The organism is Emticicia soli (assembly GCF_037860775.1).
Taxonomy (GTDB): Bacteria; Bacteroidota; Bacteroidia; order Cytophagales; family Spirosomataceae; genus Emticicia; species Emticicia soli.
The window spans coordinates 277,897-296,546 of the sequence record NZ_JBBEWC010000008.1 but is presented as its reverse complement, the minus strand read 5'-3'; the positions used below and the strand labels follow the sequence as shown (position 1 = coordinate 296,546).

Sequence of the window (18,650 nt, the reverse complement as noted above, 5' to 3'; positions counted from 1 at the left end):
AGAAATAACGCATTTGCAGTACCAAAAAGCAAGGTTTATTTAGATTTGGCCTTGCGCAACAGAAACTTCGCCTGAATTATAAAAACTATCTATACAAAGGCTTTGGTACTATGGTATACACAATTTGAATATTTTTTGATTTCTTTGTGCCAATGTGTTGTACATCTTTGTCTTACCTCTTATTATTTCTGCCTAATAAAATGAAAAAAGTCTTTTTATCAGTAATGATTCTCTGTGTGATTGCCTGTAAAGAAAGCAGCAAGCAAAACGATGAGGCAAAAATTAAACTTAACCAGCTAGCCGAAAAATACATCAGATTGGGCCTTACTATTGGCCAGTATGACCCCGATTTTGTTGATGCCTACTATGGCCCTGATTCGCTGAAACCTACTGCACCGCCAAAGGCTACGTTGCCGAAAGACAGTTTGCTTCCGGCTGTGAATGGCTTAATCGGCGAATTGATTGAGTTTAATAGCACAGTAGAAGATGATTCGCTGAACAGAAGAGCCAAGTGGATGTCGAGCCAGTTGGTGGCATTTGGCAGAAGAATCAATGTTTTTATACAAAAATATCAATCATTCGACGATGAATCGAGAGATTTATTTGGCGTAGTAGCTCCAGCCTACCCCGAAAGCCACTATCAGACGCTGGTAAGCAAGCTCGATAGCTTATTACCCGGAACGGGCAGCATCAACAGCCGTTTTGAAAAACTGGCCAACCAGTTTATAATTCCGAAAGCTAAGGTTGATACTGTATTTAAAACCGCTATTGCTGAGGCTCGCAAGCGCACGCTGGCACATTATACGCTCCCGACCAACGAAAACTTCACGCTTGAGTATGTAACAGGCAAGCCTTGGTCAGGCTATAACTGGTATCAGGGTAATTACCAGAGTAAAATTCAGATAAGCATTGATATGCCTATTTTTATTGAAAGAGCCATTGATTTGGCTTGCCACGAGGGGTATCCGGGGCATCATGTGTACAATATGTTGCTCGAAAAAAATCTTTACCATGACAGACGTCAAGTGGAGATTTCGCTCTATCCGCTGTTCAGCCCACAGTCTTTAATTGCTGAGGGTAGTGCCAATTATGGCATTGAGGTGGCTTTTCCGGGTAAAGAAAAAAACAAATTCGTGAAAGAAGTATTACTGCCACTAGCCGGGCTAAACAGTGCCAATACCGATTTGTATTTTGAGGCTCTGGCACTAAAAGCCCAACTAGCTTATGCCCGCAACGAAGTAGCCCGTGGTATTATAAACAATACCATGAACGAAACCGAAGTAAATAAATGGCTTACAAACTATGGCCTGCGTGAAAAAACACTGGCAAGTAAAGACATCAACTTCATTAAGAAGTACCGCACGTATGTGATTAACTACAATTACGGACAAGACATTGTGAAAGATTACATAGAATCAAATGGCGGAACGGCAGCTAACCCTGATAAACGCTGGGAATTGTTTGGCTGGATATTAAGCAACCAGTTGCGCCCTTCGGAATTGATGAAGAGCGAGCAATAAGAGTAAAAATATAATCCCCTGTTTGAATACAATCTTCAATCAGGGGCTAAAGGTAAATAGCTATCGTCAAGTGTCGATAGCTATTCTTTTTTTATTCCAACAAATTTATCAATTAATTCCCTTTATATATTTTACTCTCGTCGGTATAACCTGCATTTGGTAAATACCAGTCGGTAAAGCTCGTGCCACCGCTCTCAGCCCATTGCGAGAATTTCAGATAAGCATCAATAATTGCTTTTGTTTCGGCCGGATACCTGAAATCGCTTGTAAAATCTAGTGCCCACGGTAAGCCTTTTGCTGTTTTGTAATAGATACTTTTTGATGTCTGTGATGCGTCGGCACCGGTGCCAAACAATGTCATATCTGCTTTACTTGTTGGCGCCATGTTTATCAGGTGCACTTCTTTGCCTCTTTGGTCAGTTTTAAAACTGAACGGATTAAACGGTGCGTTGCCTAAAGTAGCCTTAGCAATAGGGCTCGTAAAAGCAATGTTCAGTTGTAATGTATCGGCTGGTGCAATTATCGTTGACCCCTGATTTGTATTCACAAAGCCGTTTGAAGATTTCATTCGTTTAAAGGCATTATCAAAGGCTATTATTACTGCATTTTTCTGGTCGGCTTCTACTCCATTGGCTGCATTTTTAATTACACCATCAGTCAGTTTTGCTCCCGTAACCGATTTCACGAGCGATGGGTCAATTGGCATCTGGAAGCCCCAACCACTTGCAAACGAAGCGCCAATTGCTTTCACATAAGCCTTCATTTTCATTTCTACTACCTGGTTCGATGCATTTAATACTTCCTGAAACTGATAGTTCACAACAAGGTCGTTCAAATCATAATCTCCCTGAAATGGCCACAAATCTTCGTATGCCAATGTGCTGTAAGTATTTTTTGAAGGTGTATAGTTATTGATGGCTCTCGTAGGGTCTGTCGGGTATTCGTCACGAGTATCACCTACACCATCGCCGTCGGTATCTTTTCCTGTATCTACAACCGGAACGTTGTCAGTATCAATTGCTTTAACTGGGTTTGAGCTCGCAAAGAAAATAGCATCGTTGAAGTCGTTATCACAGTTAATTGGTGTATTCTGACGGCTAACATCTTCAAAAGCAAGTACCATACGGTTTGTTTCAGGGTCGTTCAATACTATCAGGTGGCGTTGTAAATCTTTTACTGTTTCAACATTCAGGGCATCGTGGCTGTAGTGCGCATAGTAGCCTTTACCTACTGTGTTGTTGCTATAAGCATTGGCAAGAAGTACGAACCCGATTGCTGTTCCGGCCGGGAATCTACCTAATTTTACTTTATCGCCGGTTACAAGCCCACCACCATCATATTTATAAGACACGTTCGGGAAAATAATATTGATTTTCGAAATATCAGTTGGTTTGGTTGGAGGCGCTGCAGGATTAAAAGTATAGTATCCTAAAGTATTTAACCAACCTGCACCTTCGTGTACGAATGTAACCCAAACATCAGATAATTCTTTAATTGTAAGATAGTTTCTATTGGCTACGTTCAGGTAATCAGGGTGTGCTTTTGGCACCGGCTGACCCTCTGGCACACTGGCGTTGATTTTTTCAAGAAAACTAGATGAAACTGCGTCTCTCGTACTCTCAAGGTAATTTGGCACCCCTTGTGAGTTCCAGGTTCCCATATACCCAATCGGTGGGTAATCTTGGGCTGCAGTTTTAAGGTTGGCTGTCATGGTTGGCACTATTGGCTCAACTACATGCCCCGACACTGTAGGGTTTTTACCTCCTAATGTAAGTTGTACTCTGCTATTAGCAATATCAACAACCAAATTGCCCGGTAAACCTACATAGTTAGGTTTAATAGCTACTTGCTTTACATAAGTTGGTATTTTCTGGCTCACGCTTAATAATCCGGCTGCCGATGTAATACCTTTAAATAATAATTTATCATCCGGATAACTATGAACTGAAATTATAACACCTTTAATGGCTTTGTCTGAATTATCGAATGTTCCGATGTCGAACTTTACTTCGCCGCTTGTGCTAAAGTTAAAGTTGGCCGGAATGTTCAGCTTATCCATGTTGGTGTTAGAATTTCCATTGCCCGGAGTAGGTACTAAATCAGATGTATCCGGTGCACAGGCATTAAGTAATAAAGCAAAAGTTACTGTTAATAATTGATAAAATCTAGTTTTCATTTTTTATAATAAATTTGTAATTCCTTTAAATAAAAGCAATTTTCGAGCCATTTTGTGCTACAAAGTTGGGGTGTTTGTCGCATAAAAACCTAGGTTTTCGATATTTAGCAGGAAAAAAGGGTTATTTGGCAGGATTATTGGGTTAAGCCTAAAAAATGGCGTTTCTTGAGTTTTTTTTTAAATTTATCTAGCGGTATCATGCTAATTTTTGGCACAAAATTTATGAGGCAGTAAGTATATTCGTGCGTATAATATAACAAAAGAGCCGACGCTTTTTTTAAGCATCGGCTCTTGCAGATTTTATCGACACGCTAATTATCAGATATCAAACTTAATACCCTGCGCCAAAGGAAGCTGGGTACTATAGTTAATTGTGTTTGTCTGGCGGCGCATATAGTTTCGCCAGGCATCAGAGCCACTCTCACGGCCGCCGCCGGTTTCTTTCTCTCCACCAAATGCGCCGCCTATCTCGGCGCCCGAAGTACCAATATTTACATTGGCAATGCCGCAGTCAGAGCCTCCGGCTGCAAGGAACTGCTCAGCCTCACGAATATTAAGTGTAAATATGGCCGACGATAAACCTTGCGGAACACCATTCTGAATGGCAATGGCTTCGTCGAGGGTTTTGTATTTTATCAGGTATAATATCGGAGCAAAGGTTTCGTGGCAAACCATTGGTGTTTGCTGACTTACCTCTACAATTGTTGGTTTTACATAACAGCCCGACTCGTAGTCGCCACCGCTTAGTACTTCATTGCCTGTAAGAATCTTGCCACCTTCGGCTTTCACCTTTTCTATGGCCGACACATAACTACGAACAGCATCTGTATCTATCAATGGCCCAACATGGTTATTGGTATCAAGCGGGTTACCGATACGTAATTGTGAGTAGATTTTTACAAGGCGATTTTTTACGTCTTCATAAATGCTTTCGTGCAGAATAAGCCTGCGGGTAGTTGTACAACGTTGCCCTGCCGTGCCTACGGCTCCAAATACTACGGCAGGTATAACTATTTGCAGGTCGGCGTTTTCGGTAACAATTATGGCGTTGTTGCCCCCTAATTCAAGCAAACTTCTGCCTAAACGGCTTGCCACGGCTTGCCCTACCGCCTTGCCCATGCGGGTTGAGCCTGTTGCCGAAACCAATGGCACACGGGTATCGTCAGCTAGCCACTCGCCCACTTTTCTATCGCCGATAATCAAGCCTGATACACCCTCGGGCACATCGTTGTTGCGTAATACTTCCTGAATAATTTGCTGGCACGCAATGGCTGAAAGAGGTGTTTTTTCAGAAGGTTTCCAGATACACACATCACCACAAACCCATGCCAACATTGCATTCCACGACCACACAGCTACCGGAAAATTAAATGCCGATATAATACCAACCACCCCAAGCGGATGCCATTGCTCATACATACGGTGCTGCAGGCGCTCAGAGTGCATGCTAAGGCCGTATAGCTGGCGAGACAGCCCCACGGCAAAATCGCATATATCTATCATTTCCTGCACTTCGCCCCAGCCCTCTTGCAGGCTCTTGCCCATTTCGTAGCTTACAAGCCTACCCAGGTTATCTTTATTGGCACGTAGGGCATCGCCCATCTGGCGCACAATTTCGCCACGCTTTGGTGCGGGCACTTGGCGCCATACTTTAAATGCTTCTTCGGCCTTTGTAATTACTTTCTCGTAATCGTCGTGTGTAGCCTGACGAACCTTGCCTATAAGTGCCCCATCAACCGGCGAATATGAACTCAGCATTCTTCCGTTACCTGCCCAACTTTCTAATCCGGTACTTACTCCTTCGTTAACTGCTTTTATTTTTAATGCTCTCAATACGTTTTTCATTGTTGGCTTTGTTTGTTGACTTAATTTCACAAATATATAAAAGACACTGACTTAACAAAAAAACAGACAAAATATTATTTGGAAAACAGCCTTGTGCAAGGCGTAAGCTCTGTTTTTAAAAATAGCAAATTAACAAAAAACCCCTCTTCGCATTACAGGGAAGAGAGGTTAAAAATTGAATTTTACTACAACCAAATATTATTCTGAATTTCAACAATTACTTTTCACTTACGGCATCAATCAGGTCGGCTACGAGACCTGTCCAGCCGCATTGATGGGCTGCTCCTAAACCTGCGCCATTATCGCCATTGAAATACTCATAGAAAAGATACAGGTCTTTAAAATGAGGGTCTTGGTCAAACTTATCGATACCCGTCATGGCAGGGCGTTGCTTTGTTTGGCTCATCACAAAAATATTTATCAATCGCTGGGCAACTTTCATGGTTGCTTCTTTGATTGACATAATATTGCCCGAATTGGTAGGATATTCAATTTCGAAATCATCGCCATAATACTCATAGAACTTCAGCATTGAGTCGATGATAAGGTAATTGATTGGAAACCAGATTGGCCCACGCCAGTTTGAGTTACCGCCCATAATACTAAGGTCTGACTCGGCAGGGGTGTATTTTACACTTAGAATCTCGCCATGTAAATTAAAATTGTAAGGCGTATCGTTATGTGCCTTCGATAATGAGCGAATACCAAAGTCGGATAGGAACTCGGCTTCGTCAAACATTCGTTTTACTACCATTTTCATACGGTGCCCACGCAGCAGTGAAAGCAAATGCGTTTCGCCTTTGCCTGGTTCGTGCCAGCGAGAAATCAAAGAAGCCAGATCGGGGCGGTTATTCAATACCCACTCTACCCTGCGCTTAAAGTCAGGCAGTTTGGTCAATGTTTCTTCGTTTAGCACCTCAACCGCACACAACGGAATAAGCCCCACATAAGAGCGTATTTTCATGAAGATGGTCTCGCCGTTTGGTGCATGCAGTTTATCGTAGTAGAACTGGTCGGCTTCGTCCCACAAGCCAAGGTCATTACCTTTAATAGGCTTGTTGATGGCTCCGGCAATATGCAAGAAGTGCTCAAAGAATTTAGAGGCCATATCCTGATAAACTGGTCTTTCGAGCGCAATTTCACAGGCAATTCGTAGCATATTGAGGGTATAAATGGCCATCCAGCCAGTGGCATCGGCCTGCTCAAGTTTAACGCCGGGAATCTGGGTATTACGGTCGATTACACCAATGTTATCAAGCCCCAGAAAGCCCCCGCCAAATATATTGTTTCCTTCTTCGTCTTTCTGGTTTACCCACCACGTAAAGTTCATCAGGAGTTTATGGAACACCTTTTCAAGAAACAGTATATCTCCTTTGCCGTTGTTCTTTTTATCAATCTCGTACACCTTCCAGGTAGCCCAGGCATGAACAGGCGGATTTACATCAGAGAAATTCCATTCATAAGCAGGTATTTGTCCATTGGGGTGCATATAATACTCACGCAGCACAACAGCCAATTGTCTTTTGGCAAAATCGGGGTCGATTCGGGCTAAGGTAAGGGTATGAAAAGCTAAATCCCAAGCGGCAAACCACGGATACTCCCATTTATCGGGCATCGAAAGGATATTTGCCATATAGGCGTGTTTCCATGTGTGGTTTCGCTGGTATGCCCTTCCCTTAAACTCAAATGGCATTTTGGGGTCGCCATTTGTCCATTCGTTTATATTATAATAATAAAACTGCTTGTTCCACATCATACCTGCAAATGCCTGCCGCTGAATATTGCGTAATTCCTGACTTTCGACATTCTTTTGCACCTCGGCATAGAAATCCTCAGCGTCTTTCATTCTCGCCTCAAAAATCTCGTCAAAATCGTCAAACGGTGTATTTAGTTTTCCCTGACTAAAACGCAGGCGAATAGTTACAGAGCTCTCGGCAGGTATTTTTTTGCTAAATTTAGCTGCGGCTTTTGAGCCTATTCTGTTCGGATTAACGTATTTGTCTTTGCCTGTTGTAACGTAGTTGCTTATGCCATCTTTTACATACATGGTATTGTTGGGCTTACCAAAAACCCGCTCCATGTTTGTTTCGTTTTCACAAAACAATAGCTCGTCGGCATCTTCTATGTAGAATTTGTATTTTCCTACCAGGTGGTGATTGGCTTCAATCTGTGAGTTGGCAATGCCTGTTAGTATTGGCCTTTGCTTGAAATTTTCGTAGCCCCACGACCAAGTATTACGAAACCAGATAGTTGGTAGTATAGTAAGCGGTGCTTCTTTTTTGCCTCTGTTATGCGCCGTAACCTTTATGAGCATATCGGTTTCGTCGGCTTTGGCATATTCTATAAAAATATCGAAATACTCGTTGTTATCAAAAACTCCGGTTTCAATAATCTCAAACTCGGGGTCTTTTCTTGACCGCTTTGAGTTTTCGTCGATGATTCTTTTGTACGGAAACTCGTTGTGAGGATATTTATACAACATCTTCATGTACGAGTGTGTCGGCGTGCTATCAAGATAATAGTAAAGTTCTTTTACGTCTTCGCCGTGGTTACCTTCTGAACCGGCCAAGCCATACAGGCGTTCTTTCACTATTTTATCTTTGTGATTCCAGAACGAAAAAGCCAAACACATAAACTGTTTATTGTCTGATATACCACCGATACCATCTTCGCCCCACCGATAAGCCCACGAGCGGGCCATGTCATGCGACACGTAGTCCCATGTGCTACCGTAGACACTGTAATCTTCCCTTACAGTTCCCCATTGTCTTTCAGATAGGTATGGGCCCCATCTTTTCCATCCTTTGTTATCTTTTCGTAGGTTTAGCCTTATCTTCTCCGCCAATTCTGTCATAGTTGGTTAATTTTGGTGGTTATCGCAAAAATAGAAAAAAATGCATACGATAAAATACCGCACATTTAATCACTTGTAAAAATCAAAAAACTTGTTACTAAAGTACAATTGAGGCATCAAAGCCTTTATTTCTAAGCAGAAAGGCAATTATTATACCTTTTTTGTGTGCTCTTGTAAGATAATTTTATTAAAAAAGACAGATTTCAGTAAATCTGTCTTTTTTAGCGTATATATGTTATCACTGCTTACGGGTTTTTACAGTGCTCAGCGACTTCTGCTTTTCGTCTAAAGCAATTTTCGCATTTTCAAGGTCTTGCTTATTGTCTATTTCGTCTTTTAGCAATTGCTCCAGTTCTTTTTTATTTTCTTCAATCTTGCGCAGTAGGGTTTCTTTTTCACGTTTATTGCGCTCAATATTGCGGGCAATTTGCTTGCCTGTTTTTTCTACTCTGCTCAGGTTTTTCTCCGACTCACCCGCATCACGTTCTGCCAGCCTTACGTCTTCGTTTTGCATGGCAAAGGCATAGAATTCTTTCAATAGTTTTTCGACCTCATAATAATTACTCGAGCTGTTCGAAACCGGAGTACCACCAATATCAAAAGATGCAAAAATCCTGGTTACGGTCTTTTTATCACTAATAATTTTGGTCATCAGATTTACAGGTTCTGAAGTCAAATCAGGAATACTCGCCGAGGCGATATTATAGACTTCACGGTTTTGAGAAATGCTACCGTACTTGCCAATAAACATAGGCCAGTCTTTCTCTATATATTTTTTTTCAATGCCCAGGGTCATATAAAACCCTTGTTTACGGTCTTTGCCAAAAAGCTCGGAGCCGCTCAAAATTGTTTGCGCAAAAAGCCCGTTCGTTAAGAATACGACTACTATTAATGAAAATAATTTCTTCATAGACTTAGATTTTATTTTTTGACGCTGAATTTGCCTATCGGTAACAAAAAAACAAATTTATCAATCAAAAATGTTCGTTAATGTTTTTCTGCAAATTAAAACAATTTTCTTTTTCTGATGGTTTTCGGTGGCAAAAAGATACATATCTCCTCCATCTTTTAATCCTAATTTTTTTCTTATCTCATCGGGCTTTAACGGAAAATTACGGGTACTGATATTAGCCTGATTTGATGGCAAATGTAACAGTATTTCTTTTTTATCAAATTTACAAACAGCTTCACAAATGAAACTTCGCCCTGCAAAATCTTCTACCAATCTATCAGCAGTATAAATATGGCTATTAGGTGCCAGTTTTTCAAGGCCATACGTATTTGCTATACTCTTAAAAGCTCCGGCTTTCAGAATAGCGGCATTAGGCTCATAAATATATTTTTGGGGCAAAGCATAAGACACCGCAAGTTGCTGCTCTTGCTCGTAGGTAAACTCAAATGTTTGTTGAGTATTGTCTGATAAGAAATTGATGCAATTGATTTTTGTATTGTCGGCATTACCATGCTTTAAAAACAAGAGCTCTTTTACTTCGTTCTCAACGGCCACTATATGCACCTCGGTTATATCCTGTAATTGCTCAAGCGCCTGTTTAATATCTAGTATCGGCGAGTATTTAATTAAAAACTCACCTAAAAGCGGCTTAACACTCAACATATTGGGCTCGCAGTCTTCTATCTTAAAAACCTTGTTTTGAGCCGAATCCCGACGGGCGGGGTCAATATAATAATGGGTATCAGGTAAAGCCTTATTATTATGCAAAAAACTAAGGGCATCGGTATTTATTACCTCTATGTTGGTGCGGCCAAGCACGGCAAAATTATGCCTGGCTATGGGAGCAAGGGCTTCGTTGCGTTCAATATATGTTACGTGCTTATGAAACGCTGCAAAAGCTGCGGTGTCAACGCCCATGCCGCCTGTCAGGTCAACAAGGTTTTCGTGGCCTGATTTTGCAAATAGCTGGGCTTTGTAGTGTGCTGTGGTTTCAGAAGACGATTGTTCGACAGATAGCGGAGCCGGATAAATAATATCAGCATTGGCATACCATGTGGGTAACTTGTATCTGGCTTTCTGGCGGGCAATCCATTGGTCGGCTACCATGCGCAAAAAATGAGCATCTATCTTTTTCTGGCTTTTCAGAATATAAGACTGAATATCAGGCTCCTGAATCTGATGCGCTGCGTCTCTTGCTTTTTTTAGTAGTTCTAAATCCATAGGGTATGCGTTGGTTTAAGCAGTTTTTGTGCTAAACCCTTTGCAAAAGTACACTAATTAGGTAGGTATGGCAAGCAATGGAGGGAATTGAGATATTGATTAGGTGTTCAGAATGGGGCTAAACCCTTTGAATTTATATCAAAACAAGAATAATTTCGGAATAAAAAACTTATCTTGCTTCATTATAAATTACCTATTAGTACTTTATGAAAATTATGAAAACTTACCTTCCTTACCTATTACTATTAATCGGTTTCCAGCTTCGGGCGCAGGAAACGCAAGCACCTGTTAATACGCCTCAACAAAATTATCAGGCAGAGCTAAAAGCACTTGGCAAGAAGTTCAGCGATGAGTTTTATCCTAATTATAGCCAGATATATGCCTTACCAGAAAAAGCATTTACTGCAAAAATTGATTCGGCAAGAACAGACTTCAATGCTACTCTTGGTAAATATAAAAGCCAACTTGAAAAACCGTACGCCGAAAACCAGCTATTAGAAATAAAATACTACTTCGATAAACTCTTGATTGATTACCCACAAAGCCATGAAGTGTATGGGCAGAATGCTACCGCTAAAACCTCTGGAATACCCGAGCGACTAAAAGGAAACTTAGTAGATTTTAATAAACCCGACCTATTGAAGAACTCAGACTTTGTTAATTATTTTAAAGCCTATATATCGCTACAAACTTATTTCGAACTCAAAAAAGGCACTTACAAAAATCTGGATAACCAACACCTGCAAGCCCAATGGAAACTGATACCCAAATATGTATCGAATCGGAAGTGCCGTGAATACTGGCAACATGAATATTTGTTTAACCATATTGATAACAATGGTATAAAGCATATTGAGGCCATTTACAAAGATTTTAATGCCTACTGTAAAGATACAGCCTTACTTAACAAAGTTAATAAAGCCTATGCGGCAGATGTAGAAGGTAAAAAGGGGCACATAATTAAACCCTATAAAACACTAGGGCCGCATAGCCTGGATATGCATATGTTTTTGCCAGCGAATAATCTAAACAAACACCCTGCGATTGTCTTTTTTCATGGCGGAAGCTGGTCGGAAGGTAAACCCGACTGGTTTTTCTCTACCTGCCAGGAATACGCAAAAAAAGGTTGGGTAGCCTGTGCGGTAGAATACCGCACCTTTGGCCGATTCGGCACTTTACCCTTTGAGGCCGTGATGGACGCTAAGTCGGCTATCCGATGGATTCGGCAAAACGCCGATGCTTATAATATAGATACAACCAAGATTTTAGCCACTGGTAACTCGGCCGGAGGGCATCTGGCACTAACAACAGCTTTGGTTGATAACTGGAATGAAAAAACCGACAGACTATCGGTAAGTGCAAAACCTAATGCCTTGATAATTAATGCCGGAGTATATGATTTAACTGACGATGTAACAGCTTGGATTAGAAAAGACCTGATAAATAAAGACCTTGTAAAAGAAATATCGCCAAACTTTTTGATTAGGAGAGACTTCCCACCTGCACTTATTTTTCATGGTACTTTCGACCGCAACGTGCCTTATGCAAGTGCCAAAAAATTTGGCGAAGACATGGTTAATATCGGACACACCGATTTAGTCTTTCGTCCGCTAACTGCGGCAGGGCATTTTATCTGGTTCGACCCCCGATACGCCGAAGTAATTCAAAAAGCCAGAGCCAAGTTTCTGGAAAAACTAGGTTATTGATATTGAAACTCAAATCTTATTGGTACTAATCTAAACCCCAAAAACGCATTTCTTTATTTAAGATATTGAGCGGACTCATTCTGCTCAATCCTGTATTTTGAAGGGGACTGGCACTGTTTAGATTTTCGTACTCAATAGATAAAAAGCTAAACAAAAGATACCGAAGTAGAAAAAAATCTGAAGTAACAAATTTTAGTTGCACGATACTTCGTTGATAATAAGGCAGATTTGTCAATTTAGCGATTTTTCAAAATTAAATTCTAATAAAATCTCCACATATATGCTTTTTTGCCGCTAATCTTTTTTATCTTTGAACAAAAGTTCTCGTTTTTTTGTATAGCCCTAAATTGTAAAATTCTTATATCTAGCATATGATAAAAAAAATCGCAGTCTTGTTTCTGTTCGTAATTATCGAATGTTCGACTTTTAGCGAATACATCAAAGATTTCTTTGGTGAGGTAGTTACGTGCAATGTAGAAACCTGCGGTAACGACGATAGCGAATGCGAAAGCGAAAATCAGGAAAACAAAAACGAATCGAACAAATACCTGATTTCTTTTTTAGGGCTTAATTTTACGTTTAAATACTTTTCTGCGCAGAAAAGTATTTACTTTTTTAGACAATCATCAGAGCGGTCTCCCTTTCAGTTTATACCTTTACCTCCTCCCAAAGCTTAATTTACAAATAGTATGCAGGGTGCAAACCCGGCAAAGTTTTCTTAGCGAGCAAAACACTTGTTCTTTCGAAGAGTAGCATCAACTATGGCTACCCTTTGCATTTATTTCTCGGTAGTTGTTTGTAGCATTTTAGCTAAGTATAAAATATTACAAAAGACTTTCTGAAACATTCATCTTATTTATTATATCAATGAAATCAACAATAAATTTCTCAGACCTTAAACACGATTTACCATCCGGTCTTGTGGTCTTCCTGGTTGCACTGCCTCTGTGCTTAGGGGTTGCGCTAGCATCAGGGGCACCGCTCATTTCGGGTGTTATTGCCGGTATTGTAGGCGGTATCGTGGTTGGAGCCATCAGTGGTTCGCAGGTAGGTGTTAGTGGGCCTGCGGCCGGGCTTACAGTAATTGTGCTCAATGCTATTACAGAACTTGGCGCTTTTGACTCATTTATTCTTGCGGTTGTTTTGGCTGGTTTTATCCAGATTATCTTAGGTGCCGTAAAAGCCGGAGTAATCGGTTATTATTTCCCTTCGTCGGTTATTAAAGGAATGCTTACCGCAATCGGTATTATTATTATATTGAAACAAATTCCGCATGTAGCCGGAATAGACCAGGATTACGAAGGAGACGAAAGTTTTTTACAGAAAGATGGCGAAAATACATTCTCTGAAATTCTGAATATTACAGAGTTTTTTAACGAGGGTGCTTTAGCTATCGGAATCATATCTATACTTGTACTGATACTGTGGGATACTGACTTCGTAAAAAGAAACCGTATCTTAAGCCTTGTACCCGGGCCTTTGATTGCTGTAATACTGGGTATATTTTTAAACAGTAGCCTAAGCGTATTTCCTACCAACTTTCATTTACAAAGCAATCATCTTGTTAGCTTACCGGTTACAAACTCGTTATCTGATATTTCGAGTTTTCTGGTGTTCCCCAACTTTGCAGCTATTACCAACCCGCTCATCTGGAAAACCGCATTTGTAATTGCAATCGTAGCCAGTCTTGAGACCCTCCTATCGGTGGAAGCAACCGACAAACTAGACCCACAAAGCCGAATTACACCAACCAACCGTGAGTTAATTGCGCAAGGATCGGGTAACATTATTTCGGGCTTAATCGGTGGTATCCCAATCACACAGGTAATTGTGCGTAGTTCGGCCAATATCCTATCAGGCAATAAATCAAAGTTATCTACTATCATACATGGTCTTATTTTATTGATTTGTACATTAAGTATCCCATCATTGCTTAACCTTATTCCGCTGGCATCGTTAGCGGCGGTTCTGATTATGGTTGGTTATAAGCTGGCAAAGCCCACTGTATTCAAAACTATGTTTAAAGAAGGGCCAGACCAATTTGTGCCTTTTGTGATTACTGTTGTGGCTGTTGTATTTACCGACCTGCTTACTGGCATTGCGGTTGGCACTTTGGTAGCTATGATATATATTCTTTATACCAATTACAAAGGCTCAATGCTTGTAATACGAAACGGCAACAATGTGTTGATTCAGTTTAATAAAGACATATTCTATTTCAATAAATCAGAGCTAATGCAAAACCTGGCCGCTTTGAAATCGGGCGATATGGTGCTGATTGATGGAACAAAAACTACTTTTATTGACCACGATATTTTTCTGACATTAGAAGAGTTTCAGGCTGAAGCTAAAGTAAGGCATATCAATATTGAATTTAAAAATATCAAGAGAAGAAAATTTAACTACAGAAAAAGTGATGGAATCGTATCAAAAACTCTTATTAGCTAATAAGGCCTGGGCCTCTGAAAAACTTCAACTTGACCCCTCTTATTTTCAGAATTTAGCGGCAGACCAAAAACCTGAATTTTTATGGATTGGATGTTCTGATAGCCGTGTGCCTGCCGATCAGGTATCTGGTACACAACCGGGTGAAATTTTTGTACACCGCAATGTTGCCAATCTGGTGATTCATACCGATATGAGTATGTTAAGCGTATTGCAATATGCAGTTGAGGTACTGAAAGTAAAGCATATTCTGGTGGTAGGGCATTACCAATGCGGAGGTGTGAAGGCATCGATGACCAATAATGACTACGGGCTGATTAACAACTGGTTAAGAAACATAAAAGATGTTTATACCAAACATCATCAAGAGCTACAAAGTATTGAAGATGACCAAGAGCGTTTTGATCGTTTGGTAGAGGTAAACGTGATAGAACAGGTGAAAAACGTGGCCAAAACTACAATTGTACAAAATGCATGGAATAGTGGCGAGTATCCGATGATACATGGTTGGGTAGTTGACCTTAAAACGGGTCTTATCAAACCTATCATTGAAATCGAATCAAAAGATAGTGATGCTTTGGAAGAAGTCTATAACTTTGATTTCAATAAGAAGAAATCGAAGAAATTAGAAGATGTAAATGTAGAGCATTAATCTGACAGTTTGCGTTTGTTTTATAGGGCGTTTATCGATAGGCTTTCTCCTCATAGGCTTATTGAATAAACGCCTTTATTTCTATTATATCAGAACCATCTATTCTGAAGCCAATTTCTTGAATCTCACAAATAATTAAAAGCTTATGAAGTTAGCAAAGATAGCCTTAATAGGGCTAATTGTTTTTTTATTGCCTCTAATACTAAAGGCGCAGGTTTTAAAAGACGGAAAATTAACACTTAATGAAGATGGCTTGCACTATGTAAAGTTCACGATTGTGAATCAGGCCTGGCTGCGTAATACAACACTCAACGAAGGCTCGACGGTATTTGGGTATGGTAAAAAAAACACCTGGGATATTGGTATCCGTAGGTTCAGAATGCAGTTTTATGGCCAACTTACCGACAGGGTGTTTATTTATAGCCAAATTGGCGAAAACAATTTTAACAATATATCTGACCGTAAGTTTGGCTTCTTTGTTCATGATGCGCTGGGTGAATACGCTGTGGTGAAAAACAAACTATCGCTCGGTGGTGGTTTAGCTGCCTGGAGTGGGCTGGCTCGTTTTGCTTCGCCTTCGGTGGGTAGTATTCTTGGGGTTGATGCGCCGCTTTATCAGCAATCAACCAACGATGTTACCGACCAGTTTTTAAGAAAACTATCGGTTTATGCCAAAGGTAAGCTAGGGAATTTTGACTACCGACTGGCGCTTTCGAACCCAATGGCTTTTCAGAAAGCAGCTTCTTATAGCGGAGTGCTCAATTCTGAAACAGCCAATTTCTCATCAAAACCGCCTAAACTGCAATGGAATGGTTATTTTCAATGGCAGTTTCTTGATCAGGAATCTAACCTGACACCATATATGACAGGTACTTATCTTGGCAAGAAAAAAGTATTTAACATTGGGGCAGGCTTTGTGTATCAGCCCAAAGCTATGTGGAGGCTTGCCGCCAATAAAACAGATACGCTTGAAACAAATATGGTGCAATTGGCAGTAGACGCTTATTATGATGCACCCATCGGGCAAGGCGGGCAGGCGATAAGTATTTATGCTTCGGCCGGATACTTTGATTATGGCAAAAACTACCTGCGAAACCTGGCTGTGATGAACCCCGCTAACGGAAGTACCAGAACGGATGTTATCAATGGCGCAGGCAATGGGTTTTCGGCTTATGGAACAGGGAATGTATTTTATACCCAAGTGGGCTATAAGTTTAAAGATAACCTGATTGGAAAAACTACGCTAATGCCTTATGTATCGTTGCAACACGCCAATTATGAGCGACTAAATCAGGGAATGAATTTCTGGGATTTTGGCGTGAGTTGGTTGTTGAGCGGCCATAATTCAAAACTGACATTGGCGCATCAGAACAGACCTGTTTTCTTGACCGATGCAAACGGTAAAGGGGAATTTAGCAACCGAAAAGGCTCTACTGTAATACAATATCAGGTATTTTTTAATTGATTGATAAAAAAATTGCCCCGCAGATTGCTCTTTGGGGCATTAAATTTACTTTCGTGGATTACGGATAAGAGCATTTAACTGCTTAGCTGAAGTACCTCATTTTCCTCGTTCGCGACGTAAACAGTCTAATACCCTCGGATTACTTGATTTTAGCAAAAGTTGTTTCTAATTTCTTTTGCTATTGTACCTCAAACTATGCCAGCTACTCAAATTATACACACTATTCGCACAGTTTAAAAAGTGCACAAAAGCGTAGGGGATTGTATAATTAATTATAATATTCAATAATTGCTCAAATGGGTCTTTAACAGAAAAAGCAACTGTTAAAGACTTCAATTGGGCATTAGTTTTTTATGGCTATAAAGCTAATTGTATGATTCGATAACCTAATCAATTGTATATACGGAACTAAAGAATACTTGGATTTATATTTTTGAAAAAAAATAAATAAACTACTTAGCCGGGTGTCGGAGTTATATTTCTTGCTTTTTGCCACTATAAAAAACTCTATAATATTTCCCCCCTTCAATTAGTAAACCTTCTGATTTCTGGTTCGGGAAACTCTTAGCGTAATCTTTGGGATGTTTTACATCAATCCCAATCACTTTTCCATCATATTGCCTGTTTACTTTCGATTGGAGTGTGTGCCCTACTACAATTGCTTTTGCTTTAAATTTATCAAGCCCTTTATTCACCTCTTCTTGTGATAAATTTTCTTTAAAATACCCTCGGTACCAAGCAATGCCATTGTGTGACGAAATCAACAATTGTTCAATACTCTTTTCGGCTTTCGGATAATAAGGTTTATAATAATTTTTGCGAACAATCTGATTAACTTCATCCAGGTTTGTATCATAATCGGTTAGCTTAGGATTGAGCCCTCCGTGTGTAAAAAGTATGCCATTAATCAGCTCTATGGTATTTTTACTTGCCATCCACTTCCCTAAAAAAGCATTGGTATCATATAACTGGCTTTGTTGTTTTTGTAAGATTGCTGCTACATGGAAATATTTCGGAGAAGTAGATTCATAATTTCCCTGCATGTTTTTCAGCTCGTGATTTCCTAAAATAAAATGAACTGTACCTCCATGAGGCAACGCATCGTTTTCTAATTTATATATAAGCCAAAGTACTTGGGTAGTAGAGAATCCTCTATCCATAAAATCACCTGGCAAAACCAAATGACCATTCCCGAAAGTCCAATTCAGCTTTGAATCAATCACTCTATTATTAATCAGAAAATCACGGAATGTTTTAAAACTGCTTTCAATATCTGAAATGGCCAAAATTTTCCGATTGTCGCTATACGTATTGGGTGGTGTTTTTAAATTTGTTTTGATTGTGAAATCAAAACGTGTTGAATCAAGCGGAAAATAACAAAAAGCAGGTATCTCTGATGCCGCAAAATAGTCTTTATGCGCCAGATAAAAGCCGTTTTCCTGATTTCCTCTGATATAATTTACGGTCATAGTACTATCGTTTTTGTAAAAAACGTATGGTCCATCTTTATCCCAATCCATCATCATTGGGTCTTCTGAGTACCTTAGACTTGCACCATGATACAGACCAAATAAAATACCGATAGTACCAAGAATTATAAATGTTAGCATGACATGCTTTACATACCTAAAAAATCTTTTTTTCATTTTGTTTTGCTTTTAAGTTTCCACAAACCTATAAGCCGTTTTATTGCTTGAAAAAAAAATGGGATATACGTTTTTTTACTCCGCACAAACACCAATCGACAGAACTCATAATGTTTTTATCCCGCATTGTGCTCGTTTCAAAGCTGTTTCCTTATTGTTTATCAAATA

12 protein-coding genes are annotated in these 18,650 nt (G+C 40.0%); 6 read left to right on the top strand and 6 right to left on the bottom strand.

Going from position 1 to position 18,650, the window contains the following annotated elements; translation table 11 throughout:
- The first annotated feature begins 200 nt into the window (after positions 1 to 200).
- Positions 201 to 1,520 (top strand): hypothetical protein, encoded by a 1,320-nt coding sequence (locus WAE64_RS14995; RefSeq protein WP_340237781.1) that lies wholly within the window; start codon positions 201 to 203, stop codon positions 1,518 to 1,520.
- A 112-nt stretch (positions 1,521 to 1,632) separates the two neighbouring features.
- On the opposite strand, the gene WAE64_RS14990 is transcribed toward WAE64_RS14995, so the two are convergent.
- From WAE64_RS14990 to WAE64_RS14970, 5 genes are all read right to left on the bottom strand, one after another.
- Entirely contained in the window at positions 1,633 to 3,696 is a 2,064-nt protein-coding gene (locus WAE64_RS14990; protein WP_340237779.1) for an LruC domain-containing protein, read from the bottom strand.
- Positions 3,697 to 4,014: 318 nt separating this feature from the next.
- Positions 4,015 to 5,541, bottom strand: a complete 1,527-nt coding sequence (gene amaB, locus WAE64_RS14985; protein WP_340237778.1) for an L-piperidine-6-carboxylate dehydrogenase — start codon at positions 5,539 to 5,541, stop codon at positions 4,015 to 4,017.
- Between the two features lie 217 nt (positions 5,542 to 5,758).
- Positions 5,759 to 8,395, bottom strand: coding sequence for an MGH1-like glycoside hydrolase domain-containing protein (locus WAE64_RS14980; RefSeq protein ID WP_340237777.1), 2,637 nt, complete (start codon positions 8,393 to 8,395; stop codon positions 5,759 to 5,761).
- 238 nt (positions 8,396 to 8,633) lie between these two features.
- Positions 8,634 to 9,305 carry a hypothetical protein gene (locus WAE64_RS14975; RefSeq protein ID WP_340237776.1) on the bottom strand — a complete coding sequence of 224 codons (672 nt, stop codon included), beginning with the start codon at positions 9,303 to 9,305 and terminating at the stop codon, positions 8,634 to 8,636.
- A 60-nt stretch (positions 9,306 to 9,365) separates the two neighbouring features.
- On the bottom strand, positions 9,366 to 10,568 hold the full coding sequence (locus tag WAE64_RS14970) for a THUMP-like domain-containing protein (protein WP_340237774.1): 1,203 nt from the start codon (positions 10,566 to 10,568) through the stop codon (positions 9,366 to 9,368).
- Between the two features lie 215 nt (positions 10,569 to 10,783).
- On the opposite strand from WAE64_RS14970, the gene WAE64_RS14965 reads away from it, so the two are divergent.
- The 5 genes from WAE64_RS14965 (at position 10,784) to WAE64_RS14945 (ending at position 16,836) form a co-directional block, all read left to right on the top strand.
- Positions 10,784 to 12,274 (top strand): alpha/beta hydrolase, encoded by a 1,491-nt coding sequence (locus tag WAE64_RS14965; protein ID WP_340237772.1) that lies wholly within the window; start codon positions 10,784 to 10,786, stop codon positions 12,272 to 12,274.
- 371 nt (positions 12,275 to 12,645) lie between these two features.
- The gene (locus tag WAE64_RS14960) at positions 12,646 to 12,951 is read left to right on the top strand and encodes a hypothetical protein (RefSeq protein ID WP_340237771.1); all 306 of its coding nucleotides are present in this window, start codon (positions 12,646 to 12,648) and stop codon (positions 12,949 to 12,951) included.
- 190 nt (positions 12,952 to 13,141) lie between these two features.
- A complete protein-coding gene (locus WAE64_RS14955; protein ID WP_340237768.1) occupies positions 13,142 to 14,722 on the top strand; it encodes a SulP family inorganic anion transporter in 1,581 nt (526 codons plus the stop codon).
- Positions 14,691 to 15,371, top strand: a complete 681-nt coding sequence (gene can, locus WAE64_RS14950) for a carbonate dehydratase (RefSeq protein ID WP_340237767.1) — start codon at positions 14,691 to 14,693, stop codon at positions 15,369 to 15,371. The genes WAE64_RS14955 and can overlap by 32 nt, the downstream gene beginning before the upstream one ends.
- Before the next feature lie 145 nt (positions 15,372 to 15,516).
- Complete coding sequence (locus WAE64_RS14945; RefSeq protein WP_340237766.1) at positions 15,517 to 16,836, top strand: hypothetical protein; 1,320 nt, start codon at positions 15,517 to 15,519, stop codon at positions 16,834 to 16,836.
- A gap of 473 nt (positions 16,837 to 17,309) precedes the next feature.
- Here WAE64_RS14945 and WAE64_RS14940 read toward each other — a convergent pair whose 3' ends face one another.
- Entirely contained in the window at positions 17,310 to 18,446 is a 1,137-nt protein-coding gene (locus WAE64_RS14940) for a metallophosphoesterase (protein ID WP_340237765.1), read from the bottom strand.
- Between the last annotated feature and the right edge of the window lie 204 nt (positions 18,447 to 18,650).

Bases quoted from the DNA above. Each gene is read 5' to 3' on its own strand.
- WAE64_RS14995 (WP_340237781.1), top strand. From the start codon at position 201: ATGAAAAAAGTCTTTTTATCAGTAATGATTCTCTGTGTGATTGCCTGT.
- WAE64_RS14990 (WP_340237779.1), bottom strand. From the start codon at position 3,696: ATGAAAACTAGATTTTATCAATTATTAACAGTAACTTTTGCTTTATTA.
- amaB (WP_340237778.1), bottom strand. From the start codon at position 5,541: ATGAAAAACGTATTGAGAGCATTAAAAATAAAAGCAGTTAACGAAGGA.
- WAE64_RS14980 (WP_340237777.1), bottom strand. From the start codon at position 8,395: ATGACAGAATTGGCGGAGAAGATAAGGCTAAACCTACGAAAAGATAAC.
- WAE64_RS14975 (WP_340237776.1), bottom strand. From the start codon at position 9,305: ATGAAGAAATTATTTTCATTAATAGTAGTCGTATTCTTAACGAACGGG.
- WAE64_RS14970 (WP_340237774.1), bottom strand. From the start codon at position 10,568: ATGGATTTAGAACTACTAAAAAAAGCAAGAGACGCAGCGCATCAGATT.
- WAE64_RS14965 (WP_340237772.1), top strand. From the start codon at position 10,784: ATGAAAACTTACCTTCCTTACCTATTACTATTAATCGGTTTCCAGCTT.
- WAE64_RS14960 (WP_340237771.1), top strand. From the start codon at position 12,646: ATGATAAAAAAAATCGCAGTCTTGTTTCTGTTCGTAATTATCGAATGT.
- WAE64_RS14955 (WP_340237768.1), top strand. From the start codon at position 13,142: ATGAAATCAACAATAAATTTCTCAGACCTTAAACACGATTTACCATCC.
- can (WP_340237767.1), top strand. From the start codon at position 14,691: ATGGAATCGTATCAAAAACTCTTATTAGCTAATAAGGCCTGGGCCTCT.
- WAE64_RS14945 (WP_340237766.1), top strand. From the start codon at position 15,517: ATGAAGTTAGCAAAGATAGCCTTAATAGGGCTAATTGTTTTTTTATTG.
- WAE64_RS14940 (WP_340237765.1), bottom strand. From the start codon at position 18,446: ATGCTAACATTTATAATTCTTGGTACTATCGGTATTTTATTTGGTCTG.